The 25799-nt window shown below is 41.4% G+C and carries 18 protein-coding genes and 1 riboswitch; of the genes, 11 read left to right on the top strand and 7 right to left on the bottom strand.

What is annotated here, in order from left to right; genetic code table 11:
- Nucleotides 1-194: 194 nt before the first annotated feature.
- Complete coding sequence (locus PU629_RS20360) at nucleotides 195-551, top strand: GNAT family N-acetyltransferase (protein WP_275281849.1); 357 nt, start codon at nucleotides 195-197, stop codon at nucleotides 549-551.
- A 307-nt stretch (nucleotides 552-858) separates the two neighbouring features.
- Here PU629_RS20360 and PU629_RS20355 read toward each other — a convergent pair whose 3' ends face one another.
- Nucleotides 859-2130 carry an FAD-binding protein gene (locus PU629_RS20355; protein ID WP_275281848.1) on the bottom strand — a complete coding sequence of 424 codons (1272 nt, stop codon included), beginning with the start codon at nucleotides 2128-2130 and terminating at the stop codon, nucleotides 859-861.
- Between the two features lie 635 nt (nucleotides 2131-2765).
- Between PU629_RS20355 and PU629_RS20350 the strand changes: the two genes are divergently transcribed.
- The 4 genes from PU629_RS20350 to PU629_RS20335 all read left to right on the top strand — a co-directional run bounded on the left by PU629_RS20350 (nucleotide 2766) and on the right by PU629_RS20335 (nucleotide 7191).
- On the top strand, nucleotides 2766-4325 hold the full coding sequence (locus tag PU629_RS20350) for a right-handed parallel beta-helix repeat-containing protein (RefSeq protein WP_481900522.1): 1560 nt from the start codon (nucleotides 2766-2768) through the stop codon (nucleotides 4323-4325).
- Between the two features lie 592 nt (nucleotides 4326-4917).
- A complete protein-coding gene (locus PU629_RS20345) occupies nucleotides 4918-6108 on the top strand; it encodes an MFS transporter (RefSeq protein ID WP_275281846.1) in 1191 nt (396 codons plus the stop codon).
- 198 nt (nucleotides 6109-6306) lie between these two features.
- The gene (locus tag PU629_RS20340; RefSeq protein WP_275281845.1) at nucleotides 6307-6813 is read left to right on the top strand and encodes a CBO0543 family protein; all 507 of its coding nucleotides are present in this window, start codon (nucleotides 6307-6309) and stop codon (nucleotides 6811-6813) included.
- A gap of 180 nt (nucleotides 6814-6993) precedes the next feature.
- On the top strand, nucleotides 6994-7191 hold the full coding sequence (locus PU629_RS20335) for a hypothetical protein (protein WP_275281844.1): 198 nt from the start codon (nucleotides 6994-6996) through the stop codon (nucleotides 7189-7191).
- Nucleotides 7192-7362: 171 nt separating this feature from the next.
- On the opposite strand, the gene PU629_RS20330 is transcribed toward PU629_RS20335, so the two are convergent.
- The 6 genes from PU629_RS20330 to PU629_RS20305 form a co-directional block, all read right to left on the bottom strand.
- On the bottom strand, nucleotides 7363-7947 hold the full coding sequence (locus tag PU629_RS20330) for a hypothetical protein (RefSeq protein WP_275281843.1): 585 nt from the start codon (nucleotides 7945-7947) through the stop codon (nucleotides 7363-7365).
- Between the two features lie 574 nt (nucleotides 7948-8521).
- Nucleotides 8522-9736, bottom strand: coding sequence for a hypothetical protein (locus PU629_RS20325; protein WP_275281842.1), 1215 nt, complete (start codon nucleotides 9734-9736; stop codon nucleotides 8522-8524).
- Complete coding sequence (locus PU629_RS20320) at nucleotides 9733-10239, bottom strand: RNA polymerase sigma factor (RefSeq protein ID WP_275281841.1); 507 nt, start codon at nucleotides 10237-10239, stop codon at nucleotides 9733-9735. The genes PU629_RS20325 and PU629_RS20320 overlap by 4 nt, the downstream gene beginning before the upstream one ends.
- Nucleotides 10240-11297: 1058 nt before the next feature.
- Nucleotides 11298-12806 carry a sensor histidine kinase gene (locus tag PU629_RS20315; protein WP_275281840.1) on the bottom strand — a complete coding sequence of 503 codons (1509 nt, stop codon included), beginning with the start codon at nucleotides 12804-12806 and terminating at the stop codon, nucleotides 11298-11300.
- Nucleotides 12784-13473 (bottom strand): response regulator transcription factor, encoded by a 690-nt coding sequence (locus tag PU629_RS20310; protein WP_275281839.1) that lies wholly within the window; start codon nucleotides 13471-13473, stop codon nucleotides 12784-12786. The genes PU629_RS20315 and PU629_RS20310 overlap by 23 nt, the downstream gene beginning before the upstream one ends.
- A 366-nt stretch (nucleotides 13474-13839) precedes the next feature.
- Nucleotides 13840-15840, bottom strand: coding sequence for an FUSC family protein (locus PU629_RS20305; protein WP_275281838.1), 2001 nt, complete (start codon nucleotides 15838-15840; stop codon nucleotides 13840-13842).
- A gap of 180 nt (nucleotides 15841-16020) precedes the next feature.
- On the opposite strand from PU629_RS20305, the gene PU629_RS20300 reads away from it, so the two are divergent.
- The 6 genes from PU629_RS20300 (at nucleotide 16021) to guaA (ending at nucleotide 25681) form a co-directional block, all read left to right on the top strand.
- Nucleotides 16021-16890 carry a LysR family transcriptional regulator gene (locus tag PU629_RS20300; RefSeq protein WP_275281837.1) on the top strand — a complete coding sequence of 290 codons (870 nt, stop codon included), beginning with the start codon at nucleotides 16021-16023 and terminating at the stop codon, nucleotides 16888-16890.
- A 226-nt stretch (nucleotides 16891-17116) separates the two neighbouring features.
- The gene (locus PU629_RS20295; protein WP_275281836.1) at nucleotides 17117-18874 is read left to right on the top strand and encodes an ABC transporter ATP-binding protein; all 1758 of its coding nucleotides are present in this window, start codon (nucleotides 17117-17119) and stop codon (nucleotides 18872-18874) included.
- A gap of 373 nt (nucleotides 18875-19247) precedes the next feature.
- Nucleotides 19248-20207 carry an AAA family ATPase gene (locus PU629_RS20290; protein ID WP_275281835.1) on the top strand — a complete coding sequence of 320 codons (960 nt, stop codon included), beginning with the start codon at nucleotides 19248-19250 and terminating at the stop codon, nucleotides 20205-20207.
- Between the two features lie 5 nt (nucleotides 20208-20212).
- On the top strand, nucleotides 20213-21472 hold the full coding sequence (locus PU629_RS20285) for a DUF58 domain-containing protein (RefSeq protein ID WP_275281834.1): 1260 nt from the start codon (nucleotides 20213-20215) through the stop codon (nucleotides 21470-21472).
- Entirely contained in the window at nucleotides 21459-23678 is a 2220-nt protein-coding gene (locus PU629_RS20280; protein WP_275281833.1) for a transglutaminase-like domain-containing protein, read from the top strand. The genes PU629_RS20285 and PU629_RS20280 overlap by 14 nt, the downstream gene beginning before the upstream one ends.
- Before the next feature lie 43 nt (nucleotides 23679-23721).
- Nucleotides 23722-23823, top strand: a riboswitch (purine riboswitch).
- A 322-nt stretch (nucleotides 23824-24145) separates the two neighbouring features.
- Nucleotides 24146-25681, top strand: a complete 1536-nt coding sequence (gene guaA, locus PU629_RS20275; RefSeq protein ID WP_275281832.1) for a glutamine-hydrolyzing GMP synthase — start codon at nucleotides 24146-24148, stop codon at nucleotides 25679-25681.
- Nucleotides 25682-25799: the final 118 nt, after the last annotated feature.

Here is a 25799-nt window from a genome sequence, read left to right as displayed (position 1 = left end):
ATGAGTATACAGTCAATTTTAGCTCTTTCAAGACGAAACTCTCAAGAAAGCAGGAAATACCTCAGTATTAAAAGACTTTCCGACTTATTATTATATTTATAAAGCTGATATAAACAACAATTGTTGTTAAACTATCGGCGAGCTTTTGTTGAGTAAGGGTGTCGCTGTTGTGTGCAACTAAAGGAGGAGCCTTCTTGGAAGAATTGAAATCAAAAGAAATTCAACCCATTGTGTGGAGTCTTTTATCCTTTGCTACTTCAGAAAAAAACATCGACCAAGAATATAGAGCATATATGGAATTGCCAAATAGAAAACTATTTGCTTATATGATTGAAGATGAAATTGTTGGATGTATTGGAATTGAATTATTGGGTCAAGAGCGGTGTGAGATACGGCATATCGCAGTATTACCAAGCCGTAGAAAAGAAAGCATAGAAAGCAAGATGATTAATTTTATTTTAGAAAAATACTCATTAGCTTATGTATTGGCAGAGACTGATAACGAGGCTGTAAATTTCTATAAGAAATATGGATTTAAATCTCAAGTTTAGGGGAAAAGTATCCTGGGGTTGAGCGTTTTCAGTGCCTTTTGGATAATAGTTAAAATTTTGTGTTCTTGAACTAACAGATCCTTTAGTGGAATAAGATAATAAAAAAAGGGGCTTAGAGATGGAATTCTCTAGCCCTTTTTTCTATGTGATATATACTGTGAATTGTGCTGTGAATTGGATTGTGATTTATGGTTTTGCACCTCACAAATAACCCGTTAGTTATCACAAGGGTGGTTTTGATTTGTTTGCTGAAAGTTGGTTTTCCCAATCGTATTGAGGGATAGGGGGATCGTCATTCCAAGCGTTTTCATTTTCCCTCGTTAAATATATATTTGTTCAAAAAGGTATTGCGGAATTTGCCGTTCGGGTCATACTTTGTAAGCAACTGCTGAAAGTCAGGCATTTTCTCGTAATATGATTGTAGTGCGTCAGGTGAAGTTGTGAAGAGCTTTCCCCAATGCGGCTTGGCTTGGAAAGGCTCAAGCTGGGCTTCGATGAGTGGCAAGACTTGTTGAACTTCTTGCCATTTATCCTGCCAAGTAAAGTGAATGGCAACGGAATCCTGCTTATAAGAAGGGCTTAACCAAAGCTCATCTTGAGCAATGGTCCGAACTTCGGATATAAGCAGAAGAGGGGCGATTTGCTCACGAATTTGACTAATTGCACAAAGAGCGTCATAGGTATGCTCGCGGGACAAGATATATTCACTTTGAAGCTCCTGACCTTTGCTTGGGGTAAAGTCCATTCGAAAGTGGGGCAGGCGATCAACCGGGTCCCCTGGAATACCGAGCTGAGCGGTACAATTCTCTGCTCCAACCCCTGGTACGGGATGGAGACTTTCTTTAGCCGCTTTGGCTCCATAAAAGTCTTCTCCAAACGAGAAAGTCTGATCATCGGTCAGTTTGGTTTTGAGCCATACCTGGTTAAATCGATCATCCTGCCAATCTGTAAACAGACTGACGCTGTAGGCACTGGAAAAGATAGTATCAAAATGATTTTCGAGTTGTGCTAAAGGAAGGTTCTCGTATACATCCTGCCTCATTTGATCACTGGGAAGGATATTCAGCGTTAGCTTTGTGACAACGCCGAGACCACCCAATCCAACAACTGCGCCATGTAATTCCTCTTCTGATTTCTCCTTTGAAAAAGTTACAAGGCTGCCATCGGCTGTGACCACTTCCATAGCGCTTACGGCTGCCGCTAAATTTTGATTGTGATTCCCTGAACCATGTGTGGCAGTTGCGCAAGCGCCAGCAACTGAAATATGCGGGAGGGAAGCGAGATTATGTAAGGCATAACCATGCTGATGAAGCATTTGACAAAGGTCCCCATATCTAATGCCTGCTTCCACGGTCACGGTTTCCTTCTCTCGATCAATAGATAAGACCTTATTCATTTTTTGCAAGGATATTATATTATCATTAGAATCGGCGATGCTATTAAACGAGTGACGTGTTCCAACCACCCGCATCTTTTTTAACGTTGAAACCAATTGTTGGACTTCCTCAACAGATTCAGGTTCGTGCCAGTTTGACGTGCTGTATTGAAAATTCCCTGCCCAATTTCTCCTCAAATCCATGAAGCTCACTCCATTTCTACTTGTGCCATATAGCTTACTATAGGCATAAGAGAGGAAATTTTCAATTATTTCGATCTTTATCTATCAACAGAGACAGAGTATACCAATCAAGTAACCCGGTCTATTAAGTAAATTTCTCATCTAGGTATTGAAGTTTCTATTCCTTAATATAACTCTATTTGTTAATAAACTAGGATTTTCTTTTACTCAATACATTAAAACCATAGAGCCTTTTTACTAGATTCGACTCATTCTTGCAAAAGAAAACAAAAGTAGTCTATGTTTGCGATTTTTTTCGACAGACTGCATTTTATATATTGTATACAATATACATTGTAACCGCTTTACATAAATCGCGATTTACAGAAGTCTATGACATAAAGACAGGTGCAGCTGGGTGGTTAAAATAGCGGTTGCAACTCCGAGTGGGCCCGTTTAAGAGAAAGCTAATTTTTTTTGTGGAATAGGCACTTGGCCGGGCGAAGCATTGGTAGGCTTAAAGGGGAGGTGACTTTCAGTAACATTTGTGGCCTATACGCTCGTTCAGGAAAATTAGCAGTCTATTAAATTTTAAAATCAAGGGCAGTTTAGCTCGGAAGAATGGATAAATGAGAGGGGAACATATTGTGAGAAAAATGGGAAGTTTGTTAATGACGGGTTGTATGCTTGCAACAATGCTTACAATGAGTGCAGTTGGTGCACATGCTGAAGGGTATACGAGTAAGACGGGATCAAACGCCGCAACTACGACAAAGCCAATTTTGGCAAACACTTATTACGTTTCTCCTGTTGGTAATGATCATAATCCAGGAACTAAGAGTTCTCCCTTTAGAACTTTAATGAAAGCGCAATCGGTGGCATCTTCTGGAGATATTGTCTACATTCGTGGAAATGCAGGGGATTTCGAATTAACAGATGCAGATGTGGCAAAAACCGATGACACTTACCATTATGTCAATGATTTTACGAAGAGTGGGATTACTTATGAGGCCTATCCTGGAGATCCAAGGCCTGTTTTTGATTTCAGTGGGGTGTCAACCGATCGACGTGTGGCTGCTTTCTTTATAGACCCAAGTGCTCAAGATCTAACATTCAAAGGGTTTGATGTGATTGGAACTAAAGCGGGTGATCAAAAACAATCCGAAAATTTTAATATTCGAGGTAATGTCTTTATCGATGATGTAGCGGCTCATGATAGTGAAGCGAATGGTTTTTATGTTAATGTTCACGGTTCAGGAACGGTCATTAATAGTGATGCGTACAACAACCTTGGACCAACTGCTGCTAATGCCGGAAACACAGATGGTTTTGGCGGCCATGGGGATAACGTTGCTTTCATAAATGACCGCTCGTGGCACAACAGTGATGATGGCTTTGACAGTATTAACTCATGGGGGCACGTTATCTATGATCACGACTGGTCCTTCAATAATCGAGGTAACAATGATGGAATAGGGGATAAGAATGGATTTAAGGTTGGCGGTTATGCTTATGAAGTGAATACCTCAACTAAACAATATATTCCAGATCAATTACCTGTCCATTCAGTTGAATACTGTTTATCGGTTAATAACGGAGCCAATGGTTTCTATGCGAACCATATGCCAGGGCAATCCGCGAATTGGACGAACAATACCGCCTATGGGAATAGTCATGCTCAATTCGACATGCTAGAGCGTGTGAGTCCAACCGATATCAATAATATTGCGGGTTACAGAGAAGTTCTGCACAATAACATTGCTTATGGTGGAACCTTAACGGCGGATGACAATACCCCAGCTGAAAATGAAACGAATAACTCTTGGACCATCAACGGCGGACTAACACTCACTGATAACGATTTTAAAAGCCTGGATACATCTCAATTATCTGCTCCTAGAAAATCAGATGGCAGCTTACCTGATGTGACCTTTATGCAACCTGTCGCATCAAGTCCTCTTTCCCAATACGGTTTGGGCTATTTGGCAGATAAAAAGGACCCAACGGAATCCTTACAACAATTAGTATCTGTATACACCCAATATGGAAATATTGACAATGCGGGAATTGAGAACAGCCTCAATAAGAAGCTGCAAAATCATGACCTTCATGCCTTCCTTAATGAGCTAACTGCTCAATCTGGCAAGCACATCGACAAGGACACTACACGCGTCCTAACCATTGAAGCTCAGGCAATAATGAATCAGGAATCCTGATACCGAGCACTCTATTTTAGAAATGGACTGTCTCAAGGGTTGAAAATAATATTAGGGCTCTAATTAGAAAAAGGCCTTTCATCAGTTTTATTAAACTGGTGGGAGGCTTTTTTTATATAGAAAGTCATATAGGGAAAAACTTCGGGTAGCTTAACCTTTCATGGTGTTACGGATAGTAGTTCTTGCGCCTATTCATAATTATCGTGCATTGATTTCATGCATGATAGTAATTGGAAGTTATGTAGCCAGGGGATTATCATTAGTAAGTGAGTCTTTTTTTGCTTTTCGTGATTGCTATACACGTACAGCCTAATCACGAAAGCTTTGGCCTAAAACTAGAATGGGTGCGAGCATGTGTCGGGATCAGTAATTTGAAATGGTTTCATGTATTAAAAAAGCCTATAATAGGGTATTTTAGAAAAATCCAAAGAGGGCTCAGGGGTTAATCCCTGAGACTTTTCAGGTAGAGGAACATCGGCTTTAAGAACTTTAAGGCAAGATTAACATGAATGCTTAAAAGGAATGACATAAAGATGTCCTGAAATAATACGAAATCTAGATAGGCAGCACATATTGGGGATGATGATTAACGATGAATAATTGGAAGAAAACATTAAGTATTTTATGGATATCAAATTTTATAGCAGTTGCAGGCATGAGCTTAATCATGCCATTTCTGCCTTTATATATCGAAAGACTGGGTGTTCACAAGATGAGCTCAGTTGTCCAGTGGTCTGGATGGATTTTTGCGGCGCAAATGCTAACGGCTGCCATTTTTCAACCTATTTGGGGAGCTATGGCGGATAAATATGGACGAAAGCCGATGCTTTTACGGGCTAGCATTGGAATGGGTGTCATGACCATTTTAATGGGGCTTGTTACCGCCCCTTGGCAATTGCTTGGACTCCGTTTGATTAACGGTGTTTTTTCTGGATTCATATCGATGTCCATTTCACTTCAAGCATCGGTTACTCCGGATGAAGAGTCCGGACAAGCACTTGGAACCCTTCAAACTGGACAAACAGCGGGGACCTTAATCGGACCGCTGATCGGCGGAGTGCTCGCCGAATTGATTGGGATCAGAGCCGTCTTTATTGTAACTGGAGTTCTTTTACTAGGAGCAAGTGCCGTTGTCTTTTTCTTCGTGAAAGAAAATGTCGCTAAAAAGGAGAGAGAGAAACGCGTTATCCATAAAGGAACAAGGAAAAAAATCTTCTTGATGCTCTTTCCTGTATTTATTGCCACTTTGATTACCCAACTCGGGATGATGTCCATTCAACCGATATTGACTATCTACACCAAAACAATTTATACAGGGAAACACCTCGAGACGATAGCGGGATTAGTTGTGGCGGTGTCTGGTATTGCCACTCTTATTGCCGCTCCGATATTAGGAAAATACAGTGATCGAATCGGGCAGAAAAAAATATTGACGTTCTCATTAATCATGGCAGCCTTGTCGTTCTTGCCACAGGTCCTTGCGCATAATGTCGTCATGTTGATGATCGGGCGATTTCTTCTCGGTTTATTTGTCGGAGGAATGCTTCCGGCGCTCAATGTGCTAGTGAAAAAGCACGCTCCGGATGAACTTCAGGCCCAGGCTTTTGGCCTCAGTTCAAGTTTTAAGTTTATGGGGAATTTATTGGGCCCGCTGCTTGGAAGCAGTGTCGCCGCGATGTACAATATTCGCTATGTGTTTTATATTACAATGATCATTCTTTTGATAAATGCCACGATGATCGCGTTTAATAAAAAACTTGGAAAAGTCCCTAAACACGCTTAAGGCTTAGGGAAACATTAAGCCCTCAACGGTTGTTAAAACAACGAGTTGGGGGCTTTTTAGTATAGATATAACTAGATGTCGTGAGGATGACATCTTTCATTTAGATCCTAATTACTCGGAATACTCTTTCTTCTCAATCGAAGTATGAAATGATACATGTGGCGAAAAATAAGCGAAAAGAAGAAAAGGGACATTCTTATGCGACTAATTTTAGGGCTTATGTATATTGTATGTGCTTGGAGATGGGGGGACTGGAAGCACTGGAAAATGTACTATCCAACCATACTCTTTTTCATTATAGGAAATTTGATTTATCAGGTACTCACTTATAACCAGCCCATGTGGCTTTTGAAAAAATCCATCATCCCGACAGATACCTTGATCTCCATATATCTAGCATTTGTTTGTTATCCGGCAATCGTTCTGATGTATATTCCCCATTTTCCCAAACAGAAGTTTAAGATTTGCTTATACTTGCTTTTATGGACGGCGATTTCAGGAGCTATTGAGTTGATAGCTGTCAAATTCCACTTAATAACTTATCATAACGGTTGGAATTACTATTGGTCCTTGTTTTTTGATCTTTTCATGTATCTCTTTTTAATTATTCATTATAAGAACCCTTTAATTGCCTGGCTCTTAACGGCTTGTTTTATCTTATTTTTATGGTTCCATTTTGGATTAACGCTAAATAATCTAAGATAAAACATTATGTTACAAAAAGATTACAATGAACTGATCTCTAAGGAAGAGAGGCTTGAAGTCTCCATTAAAGACTTTTTAGTGTAATATAGGAAAAAATTAATCACCCCCTTTACAAAAATGTTTCATAATGAGATAATAAATGTAACATAAATGTAATATTAGTAATGGAGGGGAAATGAAATGGAAGGACGTATCTTTAATTCGGCAATCTTACATAGCAAGCAGGTAGAGGCTGCTCACTCTGTTTCTAAAAGTCAAAATGACGTAAACGTTGAATATAATGAAAACCATATTAATTCAGGTGAGTTTCTGCGATTGACTGGTGGGGCAGCTTTCATTGCAATAATGATCTATTTATTATCCTTTGTGATCTTATAAGAAATGTTTTTTATGGGGCACCTTACATTTAAGAACACTAGATTTTGCAGGGGAATTGATTCAAAGACGATGCGGCAATAGCATCGCGCTTCCCCAAAAAATGGGAGAGGCTTTAAAAAATTGACGGGACAGCAAAAAAAGCAGCCAATGAAGGCTGCTTTTTTCAATATATTACTGCAATTCCTTAGAGAAATCAGAACTTAACATGCCTAGATCGCTGTGGACCGCATTCATTTTATCCTCAAAGCTTTGGAAGGAGTCTTTGCTGTCTGTATCGATTTTTGCAACAGCTGTGTTTAATTCAGCTTGGGAGGTAACGTTCTCACAGGCTTTAGCGGCATCGGCACGTTGTTGGAAAGAGGTTGCCAAATCAGCTAATGCAGCCTTTACTTTAGTTTTGGTAGCACTAGACATGCCTGATGGCAGCGAATAGCCTTTGATTTTAGTTGCATAATCATCAGCTGATTTTGCTGCTGCTTCTGCAGATGTTTTGACAGCATCGGCATTAAAGGATTTTGCGTTGCTTAGGCTAACAAGGTCATTAACCGGTTTGATGGCAACGTGCATATCCTCGATTACATCCAATTCGAATCCCGTTAATGCAGTCATATCGGCATTCTTTGTATCCTTTTTAGTAGATTGTGAACTATCTTTATCTGAATTTGTGGATTGGCTAGGTGTTGAATTCGAACCACAGCCCACTACAGCCAATAAGCATGCGGCTAATAAGCCTATTAAAATAGCTTTCAATTTCATCTTGCATCCCCCTTGATCGTTTTATCTATGATAGCCCTTAATATTTTACTATTATATTTAAAAAAGTAAATAAAATGTAATATAGTTAACCTATTAAAATAGTTTGAAATAGTTTATAATAATGCGTCTCTTTGAATTACTCTAATTTTCAAACCTGATCTTTTTGAGTAGCCAAAAATAAGCGGAAGTTTTCCGTTTAAACGGCAAAATAGTGTTCGGGTGCGGGTATATAAACGGAGATTTTCCAGTTAAACAAGGCAAAATGACTCGGAGCCATGCTTTTTGGAGTCAATAGGCGGAAATTCTCCGGCTATTTAAGCGATTTTTAGTGGTAGTTTCTAATTAAGAGAAAATTCCCAGCTTATTTATCAAAGGGTTTGATGAACTTGTACAACTAAAATCTATTAAAAGGCAAAAGCTTGGGGGAAACCCCCAAGCTTTTGTCTTGCGATTTTAGATCTTCTCCAGGTTGTCAGCTTTTTTAGCAAGTTATATCTCAAAGCTTTGAAACAGTATTAGGTAGAGGGTAACCCCATCGCCAAATGGGTCTCAGTTGGCAAGCCGCTTTTAAAAATTAATGCTTATTTATAATCGTTTGTAAGGCTTTAATGGGGTCACCTGTTTGTTTTAGCGTAAATACTTTATTTTTGACTTGCCAGGAAATCGTGTTAGCCGTGCCTAAAGGGGAGTGAGAGGAGCTCGGTTGATTCACGATAATGACCCCTTTTTGACTTGGTGCCGGCAAATAGTGTGTGTGAAGGTAGGTGACAATGCTTTTGGCAACCTGTTTGCCCTTAAGACTGTCCGCCTTCCCGACAAGGAGAATCGTCCATCGTCCCTCATACCATGTATATTTATAGTGTTCTGAGTTTTTATATAAAACTCCGTTAATCCCTAAGCCTAAATCAACTTGGGTACCTGATGGATAAGTTAAGGATAGGTTTTGTTCTGTTTTTGCAAGAGCATCCAACGCTTTTGAGGAGCTTGGAAAGTTTTGCTTCTTAATGGTGTTATTAGATGGACGGGTACTTGAACTCGAATTAATGAATGCTTGTAAGGTATTAATTGGATCTCCGGACTGTTTGAAGGAAAGGACAGTATTCCCAACCTGTCTGGCAATGCTCGTTTGCGTGATGGAGCCGGTTGCTTGACTTGGCGGCAGAATCGTTATGACCCCTTTTTGATCAGGAGCCGGTAAAGTGTTTGTATGGAGATAGGACACCACATTCTTTGCCATTTGCGTTCCTTTGGAGCTGTTTCCCTGCCCTGCCAAATAGATCGTCCATCGTCCTTCGTTCCATTTATATTTATAATATCCCGCCCCTTTATAATAGTCGGCATTGATGTCTAAGCCCAAATCTACTATTTTGTTTGATGGGTAGTTTTGAGAAACGGCTTGCTCCACGGCTGAAATGGAATTAACAGCCTCGATCGAGTTTGAGAAAGTGTGCTCTTCTAATGGATGCGTTTGGGGTGCGGGCTCCGCTATCTGCTTGTTGGAGGCATTCTTAATCGAATCATGAGCGTTTGGGTTCAAACTATCATGGGCGAAATTTGTACTGAGCGCTAAACAAAGTATGAGTAATGCCGCTGCCAAACTTGAAAGGCCAAGCTTCCATTTATTAACTTTATTTCTGCTTTGATTTTTATCATTATGCGTGTGCAAGTAGTTGATAAGATTTTGGTGGATGTCAGCCTGTATTTGGTCATTGAATGTTTTTTCATAATTGGGTTCTGGCAGAGATCTGAGTTCATTCATTAATTCATCATGGGAGTCGTTTTCTTTCATAGAGATAATCTCTCCTTTTTTTCCTTCAGAGCTTTAAGGGCTCTGTGGAAGGTTATACGTACTTTACTCTCACTCCAATTGAGAACCTCGGCTGTCTCTGTTACACTCAATTCTTTAATTCCTCTTAAGATGACGACATCACGGTAACTGGATTTCAATGATTGGATGGCTTGATAAAGCGCTTTGTTGGACTCATTTATATCTAATGCGTGGTCAGGTGTTTGTTCCTCGATAAGTGATGCTTCTTTATTTAAGTAGATTTGATTGAGAAACTGTCTTCTTTTCCTTTTTCTTATTTCATCAATACCGACATGCCTCGCAATGGAAATCAGCCATGTTTTGGGTGAAGATCTTTTTTCATAAGAATCCCATCCCTTTATGGCACGGATAAAAACTTCCTGTACGAGATCTTCTACATCAGAAAGACCGGTATAATAAACCAAAAAGTGGTAGATATCTTTGTTGTATAAATAAAACAGGTTTGAAATCGTCTGATCTTCCACTAAAAAACCACCCCAAAACATTCAAATCATTAATTAGTCGAGTAAGTGAGACTGTTCATTTCACTTTATTTTATTGTATTTTATTTTACTTGTAATAACGAGTCTGAAAGAACGCTTTGTGTATTGGAGGTGGCATCACACACATTTCACCGGGGACTGCGGGATTTTTGTGTGTTGGAGTGTCCATCGCACACATTTCACGCGTGTCGCAGGGGTTTTTTGTGTGTTGGAGTGTCCATCGCACACATTTCACGCGTGTTGCAGGGATTTTTTGTGTGTTGGAGTGTCCATCGCACACATTTCACCCGTGTCGCAGGGATTTTTTGTGTATTGGAGTGTCCATCGCACACATTTCACGCGAGTCGCAGGGATTTTTTGTGTGTTGGAGTGTCCATCGCACACATTTCACGCGAGTCGCAGGGGTTTTTTGTGTGTTGGAGTGTCCATCGCACACATTTCCACCCGAGGCTGCGGGATTTTTGTGTATTGGAGGCTCCATCACACGTTTTTCACCCGAGGACGGTAGGGTTATTGTGTATTGGGCGCTCCATCGCACACATTTCACGCGTGTCGCAGGGATTTTTTGTGTGTTGGAGTGTCCATCGCACACATTTCACGCGTGTTGCAGGGATTTTTTGTGTGTTGGAGTGTCCATCGCACACATTTCACCCATGTCGCAGGGGTTTTTGTGTATTGGAGCCCCTCATCACACGCTTTTCCAACTGTGGTGCAGTGGTTTTTGTGTATTGGAGGCTCCATCACACGTTTTTCACGCGAGGCTGCGGGATTTTTTGTGTGTTGGAGTGTCCATCGCACACATTTCACGCGAGTCGCAGGGATTTTTTGTGTGTTGGAGTCTCCATCACACACATTTCACGCGAGGCTGCGGGATTTATGTGTATTGGAGGCGCCATCACACACTTTTCACCCGAGGAAGGTGGGGTTTTTGTGTATTGGAGTCTCCATCACACGCTTTTCACCCGAGTCGCAGGGGTTTTTGTGTGTTGGAGTCTCCATCACACGTTTTTCTACCTGAGGAACGGGGTTTTTGTGTTGGTTTATTTATCCAGTTTAACGGTTACTTTAAATAGGTCACCGTCTACTTCAATTTCTAGGTCTCCTTCGTGAAGATCGATGATGGATTTTGCGATTGCAAGTCCTAGACCAGACCCTTCAGTGTGCCTCGATTCATCTCCGCGCTTAAAGCGTTCAAAGAGCTCGTCGATATCTTCACTCAGTTCGTACTTGGATATGTTCTTAAAGGTTATAATTGTTTTTTCTTCACAGTCCTTAATAGATATAAAGACACGTGTGCCTTCAAGTGAGTATTTTATACAGTTGCCTAGTAAGTTATCAAATACGCGCCAGAGCTTTTGACCATCGACAAAGGCATAGACAGGATCTTCAGGTTTAGTAAAACGAAACTGCAAGGGAGAGGCTTCGATTCTTTCGTCATTTTCAGCAAGCGTTTGCTGCAAGAGCTGGACGAGATCGACCTTCTTTCGATCCAGTTCAATATCTCCGCTTGCCATTTTTGACGCTTCAAACAAATCCTCAATCAATACATTTAAGCGTTTAGACTTTCGATCAATAATTTCAATGTAGCTCTTCTGTTCATCAATCGTCAGGTCCGGTTTTTTCAGGAGCTCGGTATAGGTGATGATAGAGGTTAACGGCGTTCGCAAATCGTGACTAACATTAGTAATGAGCTCTGTTTTCAGGCGCTCACTTTTAGACATAGCTTTTTCAGCTACTGAGATCCCTTGTTTTAATGTATTGATATCAGCCGCTAATGTTTTTAAAGGGGACCAGCCTTCTACTGGAAGATCTGATGAAAGCTGTCCCTTTGCCATTAGATTGACATTTTTGGCAAGACGATTAAACTGACTGATTCGCTTAGCGGTGATCACTAAGGCAGGGAGGGTTATCGCAACAAATAATAAGAAATAAGGGAAATGAAGCCCTGGTTCTTCGCTAATAATCGGGATACCGAATCCTGAAAAAAAGACGATGACTAATAGAAATAAAATCGCTATTCCTGTGCTAGATAGATGCAAGGTGTCACTAACACCATAAAAGCCTTGATACACTAGAGTCTTTTTCCAATCTTCTTCAAACGTTCTCCCGCTCTTGAATCGGCGACGTAATAAAATGATTTGTAACAAGGTGAGTCCCATAAATAAGGTGTTTAAGAGTAAATCTTTAATTGTACTGAAGACATTGAAAAATTCGTTGTTTACTAACAAGGTGTCGACAAGCGCAATGATCCCTGTAAAAGCAAGAATCAGGCCCAGCACATCGATGGGGAGAGAATTGTATCTTTCTTGTAAATTAATCGTGATGAGTTCATGGATGATCTGTTTGCTAAAGATAAGATAGAGACTAAAAAGCAGAAATAAAATAGCAATAATGCCATATATCAGAATGAAAACATTGGAGTAATAGGACCGGTAATCATCAAAATAGGCACCGCTGTTGAAGAAAAAATTCAAGCTTCCTTTTATTCCAAAGCTTAGACCTGCAAACGTTAATACCGCCAATAGTCTATTTTTCAATTTTATATCCAATTCCCCACACCACCTTTAAATATCTTGGATCCTTTGGGTTAATCTCGATCTTTTCTCGAATTTTTCGGATATGGACAGCTACCGTATTCTCAGCGTTGAAACCGGGTTCCTTCCAAACACGTTCATAAATTTCATCAATTGAAAACACCCGCCCGGCATGGGTCATGAGTAGCTCCATAATCTTAAATTCAATCGGCGTGAATTTAACCGGCTCCCCATTCACAGTAAAGGATTTGGCAGAGGGGTCCAAGATGAGTCCGTTAAGATGAATGGCTTGTTCACTTGTTTCATTCTTGCCGAATGTTATGTATCTTCTTAACTGAGATTTGACTCTTGCAATAAGCTCAAGCGGATTGAATGGCTTGGTCATATAATCATCGGCACCGATTTGCAAGCCTAGTATTTTGTCTGTATCTTCACTTTTTGCGCTTAATATAATAATAGGGATTTGTTTTTCCTCGCGAATCTTAAAAGTCGTCGCAATGCCGTCCAGCTTCGGCATCATGACATCGAGAATAATTAAGTGAACCGGGTGCGACTTAAGCTGTTCAAGAGCTTCAATGCCATCCATCGCTTGTAAAACCGTAAAGCCTTCATTTCTTAAATAAATATCAATGGCCTCTCGTATTTCTTTTTCATCATCAACGACTAAAATCGTATGAGTCATAGGCGTCACTCCTGATCGAATAGAGTTTGTAGGGTGTACTCGACACAGCTCCTTTCAAAAATCCTTATAACTGTATTTTAGACAGAAAATCTTAACATTCAGATGCGATAATCCTTAAGATTCTCTTAAGATTTCATGAATTAATTAGTTGTATTATAACAATTAGTCGGGGAGGCTGGGACAAAATGTTACTACATGAATAAACCGCATGAAATCTGATTTAAAAATCCTGATTTCATGCGGTTTTATATTTTCAGTATTTGTATAGAACCATTCATTTTTTCCTTATGTCTCAGCCCCCTCTCTATTCCCACTGCCCCCGCAAAAAAGAGCACTGTCGGTTAGTCACCGCAGTGCTCTTTTTCATCATATTTTTGTACTTAAATCTTTAATTCTAAGACTTTCGATGAGCTCGTTGACTTCTCTAGTAATTCCTGGGAAGTCAGGGATTTCTGGAAAGGTCAATTCTCCAATTGGTTGTTGCAGTTTAGCTTGCTCTGTAAGTTCGTTAAAGATGTCCGAGATCTCTCTTAGTTTCTCGGCATCGATGCTGACATTAATGGGACTTTCTAAAGCTGCTAGAACAAAATAGCCTAATCGTTCGGCTGCTACAATGGATAACCAGTAAGCTTCCACGCGATCAGATTGGGTGCGCAATTCTTTAATTGAGCCATCATAGACCGCTCTTAAGTTTATTAATAGGGTCCTAAGTCGGTTCTTTTGCCGGACTAGCTGTTTTTGTTGAGAGGCGGGGAGTTGTAAGAGTCCTTGAAGGATGTCCCCGGATGCTTGAATCGTAGAACCTAAAAGTTTTGGTAAGCGTGATGAAGCACTCCCATGCCATAAAAATAGCCCAGCGAGCAGGGCAACGGCAGCTCCTAGTATGGTGTCAATTAACCGGGCTTCAATCAGTGAGAGTGTGGTTAATTGGACATGAGTAAAGAAAGTAATAATCATAGCCATAGGGGTAATAAACACAACTGCTAACGTGTAGTTCCGAACAATGGTTAATTCAACACAAAACTGAAAAACCATGGCGATTAAGATGAGATGTAAGGAACTCGTATGACTGAAAAAAATGACGCCGGCTATCATGATCCCGATAGCCGTTCCCACTGACCGTTGAATCGTTCGTTGCACAATCGCGAGCGCAGTCGGTCCTTGCAAAGCGGAAGCGCAGGCAAGTGATACCCAATAAGGTCTTTCATTTCCAAGAAGAACAGAGAGCGTTGCTGCGATTAGTACAGCAATCCCGATTCTTAGAGAGGCGGGCAGTACCACCGAGGTTGGTGCTATGGCACTCGAAAGAATAGATTTAATGTTTCGATTCGGGCTTTGAATCAGCTGGTTATAATCCTTACGCTTTTCATTGAAGATGGTCACTGCATCCATTAGGTCCTTAGCTAAACGCTCTGTTAGGCTATCTCGATCGATTGGATTGCCGATAGGGCTTGAAATAACCTGCCCCTCCTGTTTCATGGCTTCTGCAATCATCAGAGGAGCGCGAACAAACTCTTCTTGAATAGGGGAATTTTCCCTTGCTTCATATTCAATGGCCGAAAGAAAGATATCATTTGCTTTCTCAATTAGATGAGCCAGATAGAGTGATTTTCCAACCCTTTTCATTTTTCTAAAGGGCGACGTGAGAACCGCCTCTTCCGCATTCTTAAGGGCAAGAGTCAGTTGGTGTCTAGCACTATCGGTCGATGTTTTGCCGATTTTGTCAAGATAAGCAGAAAGCAGCCTGTAGACTAGGATAACAATTGCCTTTTCTTGACGGTGAGGATTCCAGATCCATCCGGACATTCCAAGTAGCCAAGCTAAGCAGCCCCCTGCAAAAGCCATGCCCATTCGAAAAGGAATCTCTGACAAATCAAATGGGAGAATGGTTCCTACAGCGCAAACAAGGACAAAGAAATAACCACCGGGCGGAGGTAATCTGAATGCCCCGCTCAAAAAAACAGAGCCGGCACTGACAAGGGCGAATACCAAAGGCATGCTTAATGGGTAGGCAGCAGACAGCTGACCAAGCCCAAAACTTATCATAAGGCCGAGATTAATTAGAAATAGTTTCAGGGCCCGTTGAGGATAAGGTTCATTATGAATATAGAGAGCGGTAAAACTTCCCATACTCGCAAGTAGTGCCAAATCCAATTGGTGGAAAAGGATCCCTAACAAAAAAGGGATGCCTAGACTAAAGGCGGCAGCAACAGCTTTCCCCCAAGGGTAGGCAGGTGCTTTATTCCAATGGAACGCTCCCTTTATGCCTCCGGGGTTTGGGTGTTCCGCAACAGGCGGGCGACTATATAAACTTTTTTTCTTGGGTTCCCTTACCCTTTCCTTCTTTTCTTTTGTATAATCCGTCATGTTTATCCCCAATTTTCTTATAAAATATGTAAGTCCTGTTAAAGCATAGACTTTCCCATCTAACTAGTATAAATCTAATATCTATATAGTTAAAATGCCTATTATAATTATTTAATATACTTTTAAGGTATTATAAAGAAGGCGCAATTAACAAGTTAATTAATTGGGGGAGAGAGCAGTTTGGATATACGCCAATTAAATTATTTTATTACGATCGCAGAGGAAGGAACGATTACCCAGGCGGCTAAGGTTTTGCACATAGCTCAGCCTCATTTAAGCAGGCAATTAAAAGAAATGGAGTTAGAGCTTGGACTGCAACTGTTTGACCGAAACAAAAAGAAGGCTGTGTCACTCACGGCACAAGGCAGGCTGTTTTTAGAAAAAGCAAAAGAGGTTATTAATCGATTTAATGATGCAATTGTGGAAGTGAAGGAGTTAGGCGAAGAGATTAGTGGGACACTCGCTATTGGCACTACGATTTATTGTGCCCCAATTATGCTTGCTCGATTAGAAAAATTCCGGCAAGATCATCCTCAGGTTCGATTCCATATATGGGAAGGGCCTTCTTCTTACTTAAAAGATTTACTGGGGAATCGCCAAATCGATTTAGCGGTATCCGCTAGTTCCCTGGCAAAAGCCGATTTGCAAGAGAAAGTTATTACAGATATTCCGTGTCAATTACTTGCACCAAAGAAGATGCCGGTACCAAGGAATCAGGTTGATCTTCACTATTTGTCAACAATCCCCATAATCATCTTACGCTCATCTCTAGGGAATGGCTTGTATGGGAGAATCACGGCCGAGTTTGAAAGCCGAGGATTACAGCCTAATATCATCTGTGAGTGTCATGATTCCGCTATTCTCTTGGATCTTGTCAAAATGGGTGTCGGTGCTGCGATCCTCCCTAACTCTATGCTTCATGATTTATCTATGCAAAATTGTGAAGTGTATAACATTGTGGACAATCCCTGGACGATTCGAGCAACCGTAGTCTGGCGTGCCAACAGTTATTTGCCTAAAACAGCAAAGGAATTTATTGACTCGTTTTAAAGGTGTTGTCGTTACACTAGGCTGGCCCCATGGTAACAACATAGGTTATCAAACAGAAAAACAGGCTTGTCACAAGTTTATAGTAATGATATTCCGGCTAATTGAATAAAATGGTGCTTGTTTTTCTCTGAGAATTGCCCACTGTTCATCTTCCGTTCATAACTCCGACTTAGACTACTCATAGAGACGAACTTAATTATCAAGAAATGAAAGGTTGGAAGACCATATGGATAGTATGAAGAATCGGGTGAGAACTCAGGAAGGATGGCGACCGTTCGTTCGACTGATTCGGCAAACGAGGCCAAAATTCTCTTTTATAGCAATCGCTCTACTGTTAAGCATATTGACGACGGGGGCGGGATTGTTAGTCCCCCTATTTACAAAAAATCTTATTAATCGGTTTTCTTTTGCTTCCTTAAGCCCGGGAATGCTTGGTCTTCTGATCGCGGCCATCCTTGCTCAAGCGGTGGCAGGGGGTGTTTCAGTTTATATACTTAATCATATTGGTCAGTCTGTTGTGGCAGGAATCCGTGACCGGTTATGGCAAAAGCTCTTGCGACTCCCTGTGAGTTATTTTGATGAATATGAATCGGGAGAGATTGTCAGTCGGATGACAAATGACACAGCGGTTGTCAAAAACCTTATTTCAGAGCATCTTTCTAGTTTTGTTACGGGGACAATTTCAATTATTGGTTCAATTATTGTCCTGCTTTTCTTGGATTGGAGAATGACACTGCTTATGTTCATTGCCATTCCAATAGCAGTTACTATCCTAATGATACTTGGGCATAGAATGCATCGGATCTCAAAGGGTATGCAGGACGAAACGGCAAGCTTTACCTCCGTACTTCAGAAAGTCCTTTCTGAAATACGTCTTGTTAAGGCCTCTAATGCAGAGCCTGTTGAATATAAGAATGGGAAAGGGGGAATTAACAAACTATTTGACTATGGCTTAAAAGAAGCGAAAGTTCAAGCTTTTATCACACCGCTTATGGGATTGGTAATCATGGCCTTGTTAATTCTTATTCTTGGATACGGTGGGATGCGAGTTGCTTCAGGGGCCCTGACAGCAGGAGATTTAGTGGCTTTTATTCTGTATCTCTTTCAAATCATCATGCCGATGGGACAGCTTGCTGCCTTTTTCACACAATTTCAAAAAGCAACGGGTGCTACCGAACGCATCATTGCCATCCTTGATTCAGAAGAGGAAGAAAATGCCATGTTGGAGGTTCCTCAAACTAATGCTGCCATAACGATGGATCACATTCATTTTTCATATAAAACGGGTGAAGCCGTTCTTAAGGATGTTCAATTGACGATCGAAGCAGGAAAGGTGACAGCTATTGTTGGGCCAAGCGGAAGCGGCAAAACGACCTTGTTTTCTTTACTGGAGCGGTTTTATGCTCCTTTAAAAGGTGAGATTAGACTGGGCGTGACACCAATTCAAGATTACGATTTAGCCTCCTGGAGGAGTCAAATTGGTTATGTGTCACAAGAAAGTCCTATTGTTTCGGGTACTATCCGGGAGAATATTTGTTATGGATTGGATCGTCCTGTCACAGAGAATGAATTGATGCGAGTCGCCAAAATGGCTTATGCGGATCCATTTATTTCTGAACTTCCAAATGGATTTGAAACAGAAGTGGGAGAGCGGGGCATTAAGTTATCTGGAGGTCAAAGACAACGGATCGCCATAGCCCGAGCTTTTTTAAGAGATCCTAAAATTTTAATGTTGGATGAAGCCACCTCAAGTTTGGACAGTCAATCTGAACGCATTGTCCAGCAGGCGCTGCAGAATCTGATGAGAGGGCGGACGACAGTCATTATTGCCCATCGATTATCAACAGTCGTTGAATCCGATCAAATCATCTTTCTAGATAAAGGTGAGATAACAGGCGTAGGAACGCACGATCAGCTTCTTAAGACACACCGACTGTATCGTCAATTTGCTGAACAACAGCTGCGAAGTATTGAACCCGCCTAATGTGCCGTGATATCAAATAGCATAGGTTCTTAAGCCTTTTCTAACTTTTGAGTTGTTTATCCTGGCAGTCTCCCGGAACGCTTGAGGAAAGCGGGAGGGTTCTGACTAAAATTCATTAAAAAAATGGCAAACGGAAATTCTGTTAAACTGTGCATTATTTACAAAAGCAATTACGAAACTGATTCATTTATTAATCAACAACGGTCTTTGACAGAGTCTATTATGATAAAACTTAAGAGAGAAATTACCAGTTCGGAATGGTTAATTGCTCTCTTTTTTTGCTATACTTAAAAGGATACAATTGATTAAAAGTTTGAAATTTTTGAAGAGTGATAGAATAGATTGATTCACTTAGATTTCCGGAGGGATAACCATGTTAACGAGACTAGAAACGCTGGCACCGAAAATCAATCAAGTTATCGAAAATATTGAAAAAGTTATTATAGGAAAAAGGGAGCCCGCGCTCCTTTCTTTAGTGGCGCTTTTTGCAGAAGGGCATGTCCTATTAGAGGATGTACCGGGAGTGGGGAAAACCATGCTTGTAAGGGCATTGGCCAAATCTCTTGGAACTGAATTCAAACGCATACAGTTTACACCGGATCTACTTCCATCCGATTTGACAGGCATGTCAATTTATAATCAGAAGGATCAAATCTTTGAATTTCGCTCGGGCCCTTTAATGGGGAATGTCGTGCTGGCTGATGAAATCAATCGAACCTCACCGAAAACCCAAGCGGCGCTTTTGGAGGGAATGGAAGAGGGCAGTGTAACGGTAGATGGTCAAACCCGCATGTTGCCGCGTCCATTCTTTGTTATGGCGACGCAAAATCCCATTGAATATGAAGGGACCTTTCCGCTTCCAGAGGCCCAGTTGGACCGTTTCCTGTTAAAGCTTAAAATGGGCTATCCCAGCCAATCGGAAGAAATGGAAGTGCTTAATCGCCTGGGGGCGGGGCATCCGATTCATGAATTGGAGTCTGTCATGACCGCAGAAGAAGTGATCCAGCTTCAGACTCAAACAAGGGCGGTTTACGTGGATGAATCCGTCAAAAAGTATATTGTAGACATTATTAATCGAACGCGTCATCATCACGATGTCTATCTTGGGGTCAGCCCGAGGGGATCGCTTGCTTTGTTAAAAGCGTCACAGGCACTCGCTATGATTTACGATCGGGACTTCGTTGTGCCTGATGATGTGAAGTTCCTGGCGCCTTTTGTTTTAGGCCACCGAATGATTCTGAAGCCTGATGCCCGTTATACCGGGACTGAAGTTAGTGATGTGATTGGGTCCATATTAAAAGGGACCACGGTTCCAGCCGAAAAAAGGATTTGATCGGTATGCTTAATCGATTGAGAAATCTAAGTGCAAGACAGCAAATCGTATTTGGTGCGATGGGTCAAATTTTATTATTTATTATAGCCTTCTCTTATGCCATGTTCCAGGGAGGATTTGTCAGCTGGTTTGTTTTCTACAGTTATCTTCCTGTTTTTCTCAATGCCATGCTCGTTCTTTTTTACCCGTTAAGAGATATAAAAATGAATAGAGTGATTCATAAGGGTGAATTGTTCGGCGGGGAATCTCTGACTCTTACCATTGAGATCAGTCGAAAGCTCGCTTTTCCTCTTTTTTACTTAGTGGTACAGGATCAGCTTCCAAAACGGCTTCTTCAAAAAGAACCGCATCGGAAGAAAGAGAAGACGAAAGGGTTATTTTCTCTTGGGTTTAAGAGACGTGTTTCGTTTACTTATCAATTAAGCGATATGCCTAGAGGGGATTATCGTTTTACAGAAATTGAACTTAGGACGGGAGATTTTTTTGGTTTTATTCAAAAAAAGCGGACTGTATCTCTTGATAATTCAGTCGTCGTTTATCCGAGAGTACAGACATTGGATGAATGGAAACCGGTGGAGTTGGCATTCGGCGGCAGTCATCGGTCCAAGAAGCAATTCGAGCAAGACCTGACTTCTTTTTCTAGTATTCGTGATTATTTGCCAGGGGACCGTTTGAGCTGGCTCGATTGGAAGGCAACGGCACGAGCGAATCGCTTAGTCACCAAGCAATTTGATTACCCAATGAATCGAGATATGATCGTGGTGCTGGACTGCTTTGGGGTGGCACAGGCTGAAAATAGGGGAAATTTCGAGAGAAGCGTCTCTTTGGCAGCTTCACTTCTTGATCGGATTACCCGATTCGGCGCTTCAGTAGGGTTCATCGCAATTGGCAACCAATCGGCTTTTTTTGAAATGAGTAACCAAGCGAGGGCTAAATGGCAGATTCTGAACTATTTGGTAGGGGTTGAACCGAATGGGGAGGGGACGTCTTCCTTTACGCTTTCTAAATACCTTCAAAGACTCCCGCATCACGCATCAATCGTGTATGTCACCACTCAAAGCAATGAAAAAGATAGTCAATTGTTGTATGACATTGCTTCGCGCGGAATGCCGGTTGAACTCTTTTTTGTAAATGATGCCCTGCTTGAATCACAAAGGAAAGCCTTATTGGCAAGACTGAACACTCAAAGTATTATTACACATCAAATTAAAGACAATCAGTTTAATCAAGATTTAAAGGTGGGTGGTTCTCGTGCGACAAGCTAGTACCCATCGTTTGTTCTCTTTGGTCCTCTATATATTAGGTTTTTTATTGTTCTGGGAGTGGTTGAGACCCCTTGCTGTTATCTCAGATGGAACCGACATTAGTTATTTTGTTTGCTTTGCCGCCTTTTCATTTTTCTTGTCCTATATGAGATTATCTTTTTGGCTCTCGTTTCCGGCCAAACTTATTGGCGTCGCTTATGCGCTCCATATTCTTTATTTCTACCATACATCTTTTTTTGATGTCTCTTGGCTTCAATACTTTTACTCGGATTTTACTGAGAATATCGCCTTCATGTTTGGGGGCAACTGGGTGGGGATGACCAGCTTATTTCGTTCTTTCTTGTTTTTTATCCTCCTGTGGGTGGTCAGTTACCTCATGCATTATTGGCTCATCCAAGCACGCAAGCTTTTTCTCTTTTTCTTTGTAACGATCATCTATTTAACAATCCTCGATTCATTTACGATGTATCACGCGAATGCGGCTATCGTTCGCACCATGCTGATTGGATTAATTTTAATTGGGCTCCTTCGCCTAGCAAATATCCAAGAAAGGGAGCAGACAACATTTGAGAAAGGCAGTTGGCCAATTTCTTGGTTTCTAGGGTTAATTAGTCTTGTTATTGTCTCACTTGTTCTAGGATTTGCGGCTCCAAAAGCGGATGCCCAGTGGCCGGATCCAACTCCGTTTATTACGAAGGCAGCAAACGGCTATCCGGGTTCTGGCAAAGCCGAACAGAAGATTGGTTATGACTCGGACGACACCCATTTAGGCGGGGCGTTCCAAATGGATAATACATTGGTATTCACCGCCGATAGCCGTTACGAGCACTATTGGAAGATAGAGACAAAGAATACCTATACTGGTAAAGGATGGACAAACGTACCTAATCAGTCCTATCAAAATCTTGTGTCGACAAAAGACCTTGATTCCTTTGATTCTTTAAAGGCGTACGAATCGGATACTAAAACGAAAAAGCTCACCGATAAAATTCATGTGAGTTTAGCGAACTTCTCTCAATTGGTTTACGGCGGTGATCCCTTATCGATATCTGGGCTCTCGAACGATACGCTTCGTTTAAATACAACTTCAGGAAAACTTGAACCTGAGCAAGGTGAAAATCTGGTCACGCCGCATGATTACACGGTGACTTACAATTATCCAACCTTTTCGGTGCCGCTTTTACAAAAGGTAACTGATAATTCTAAGGATCCTGAGACGATTCAAGAGACCTATCTCCAGCTTCCTGATGAACTCCCTCAGAGAGTGAAGGATTTGGCTAAGAAGATTACGGCTGGAAAAACGAATCGTTATGATAAAGCGGAAGCGATTGTCACTTACTTGAACGGAACAAGCTTTACTTACGATACAACAGATGTTCCTGTTCCGAAAAAGAATCAAGATTATGTGGATCAGTTTTTATTTGAAAGCAAAAAAGGTTATTGTGATAATTTTTCTAGTTCGATGGTTGTCATGCTGCGATCATTAGGTATTCCTGCTAGATGGGTAACGGGGTTTGCGCCGGGAAAATATCAAGAGACCGTGAACTCAACGACCGATCAGTATCAGATCAGAGAATCGGATGCTCATTCATGGGTAGAGGTTTATTTTCCAGGGTCAGGGTGGGTCCCGTTTGAGCCTACGAAAGGGTACACGAATACCTATCCATTCAGTTATACGGATCCAAGTGCTAAACAAGCGTCTGTCACACCGGCAAAAGCGAAAACCCATACACCAGATAAAACGGATGTACAGAAGCCCAATCAACAGCCAAAGCCAGAAGATCATTCTGCCGCTCCAACCGTTGGCACTCACAAGTTGTTCCCTCATCTAAAAGGGAAAACGGTGTTTGAGTTAGTCTCGCTTCTTATCATTGTCATCGGAGGAATCGTCACATTTATTATCAAAACGCGGCGGAAATGGCTGCCGATTATATGGAAGCTTCGTTACAGTAACCGCACAGAAGACAGTACATTAGATATAGCATTTGATAAATTGCTGAAGTTGCTTGCACTCACAGGCTATGAGAAGAAAGCCTCGCAAACACTAAGAGAATATGCGTTAGAAATTGATCGGGTCTTTGGAACCTATGATATGGTCAAACTTGTCCGACAAATAGAGCGAAACCGTTATGCAGCTGCAAGTTCCATTTCATGGGTTGATTCGAAGGAATTTTGGGAAAATATGATTAATAGATTACGTGCTTGATTCTTTTAGTAGCTATTGATATTATAATCACGTTAGTTTAATAATTTTAAGCGATTGTTACCTTCTTATATGCTCGAGAATATGGCTCGGGCGTCTCTACCAGGTCACCGTAAATGACCCGACTATGAAGGCAGTGTCAGCTATATATACCTATGTTGCCGTTAGATAGACATGGGATAAAGAGGCTGGGTTTCTGCTCATAGTAGTAGAGATCCAGCCTTTTCTTTGTTTTGATACTTTAATCTGAAGATTTTAAGAGAACGCCATTTACGAATCCAAAAGGGAAAACCACTCTCTCTTGAACTAGAAACGTGTCGAAATGACGAGAGAGTGTCCTTTTTTAGGTTCTAGTTGTCGAATTTTGCGGCAGTTTGGCGAATAAACAGTTATAAAAGTATCGGTAAAGAGTATAAGTTATAATTTGGACCTAATAAGAGGTACACTAATTACTGAAAAGGGGTGTACATATGGAACAGCATGATAAAATTATCGTTCTTGATTTTGGGGGACAATACAATCAATTAATTGCAAGACGGATTCGTGATTTAGGGATATATAGTGAATTAAAGTCGAATACCTTAACGGCAGAAGACCTTCTGAAAGAGAAGCCTAAAGGCATTATTTTCTCAGGTGGTCCGAATAGTGTCTACGGTGAAGGAGCGCCAAGTTGTGATCCTAAGCTATTTGAATTAGGGATTCCCGTTCTAGGTATTTGCTACGGGATGCAGCTTATGAGTGCCCAATTAGGTGCCAAAGTGTCAAAGGCTAATCATCGTGAATATGGAAAAGCGATGATTCAAGCCAAATCAGATCATGTTCTGTACAAAGGACAACCTGCTGAGCAGAGCGTGTGGATGAGCCATGGCGATCTTGTAGAAGCACCGCCGGCGGGTTTTGAAGTCATTGCGTCCAGTTCCTCTTGTCCGGTTGCAGCTATGGCAAATGACGAACTCAAGCTTTATGGTGTCCAATATCATCCTGAAGTACGAAACAGTGAATATGGAAATGAACTCCTGCAGCATTTTGTTTTTGATGTGTGCGGATGCAAAGCCACATGGACAATGGAACATTTCATTGAGGAGAAAGTCCAAGAGATTCGTGAGCAAGTAGGCAATAAGAATGTCTTATGCGCTCTTAGCGGCGGAGTGGATTCATCGGTGGCAGCGGCGCTCGTTCATCAGGCAATTGGTGACCAATTGACTTGTGTGTTCGTTGACCAAGGCTTGCTTCGAAAGGGAGAAGCAGAAGGCGTTGTTAAGACCTTCCGCGGTCAATTTCACATGAATCTTATTAAGGTTGACGCGAAGGAGCGGTTCCTTAATAAGCTTGCCGGGGTCTCAGATCCTGAAAAGAAAAGAAAAATCATCGGTAATGAATTTATTTATGTGTTTGAAGAAGAGGCGAAGAAGCTTACGGATATTTCTTTCTTGGTTCAAGGAACACTCTATACAGACATTGTCGAAAGCGGAACAGCGACGGCTCAAACCATTAAATCCCATCATAACGTTGGCGGACTCCCTGAGGATATGATGTTTGATCTCATTGAGCCTCTCAATACCCTTTTCAAAGACGAGGTTCGAAAGCTTGGAACCGAATTAGGCCTTCCTGATGAGATTGTTTGGCGTCAGCCTTTCCCAGGACCTGGTCTTGGGATTCGCGTCCTTGGGGCTGTAACTGAAGAAAAGCTTGAAATTGTTAGAGAATCCGATGCGATTCTTCGCGAAGAGATCAAGTTAGCGGGGCTTGACCGAGACATCTGGCAATATTTTACCGTATTGCCAGACATCAAAAGTGTTGGTGTTATGGGAGACGGCCGCACCTATGACTACTGTCTCGCTATTAGGGCTGTGACGTCTATCGATGGAATGACCTCTGATTGGGCTCGTATTCCGTGGGAGGTCCTTGAGAAGATCTCAACGCGGATTGTCAATGAAGTCGCTCATATTAACAGAGTGGTTTATGATATTACGTCTAAGCCGCCAGCTACAATTGAGTGGGAATAATGTTTGTAAGGATATGTGACGAAAGAATTACCTTTAACCTTCAATTCCTTATAATTGAGAGTTAGGATGTACTGTTATATCAGCTAAGTGAATGGGGTTGTTAAAGCAACCCTTTCCT

This window comes from Pullulanibacillus sp. KACC 23026 (assembly GCF_029094525.1).
Lineage (GTDB): Bacteria > Bacillota > Bacilli > Bacillales > Sporolactobacillaceae > KACC-23026.
The sequence above is the reverse complement of the archived record's forward strand: the minus strand, read 5'-3'. Positions and strand labels throughout refer to the sequence as shown.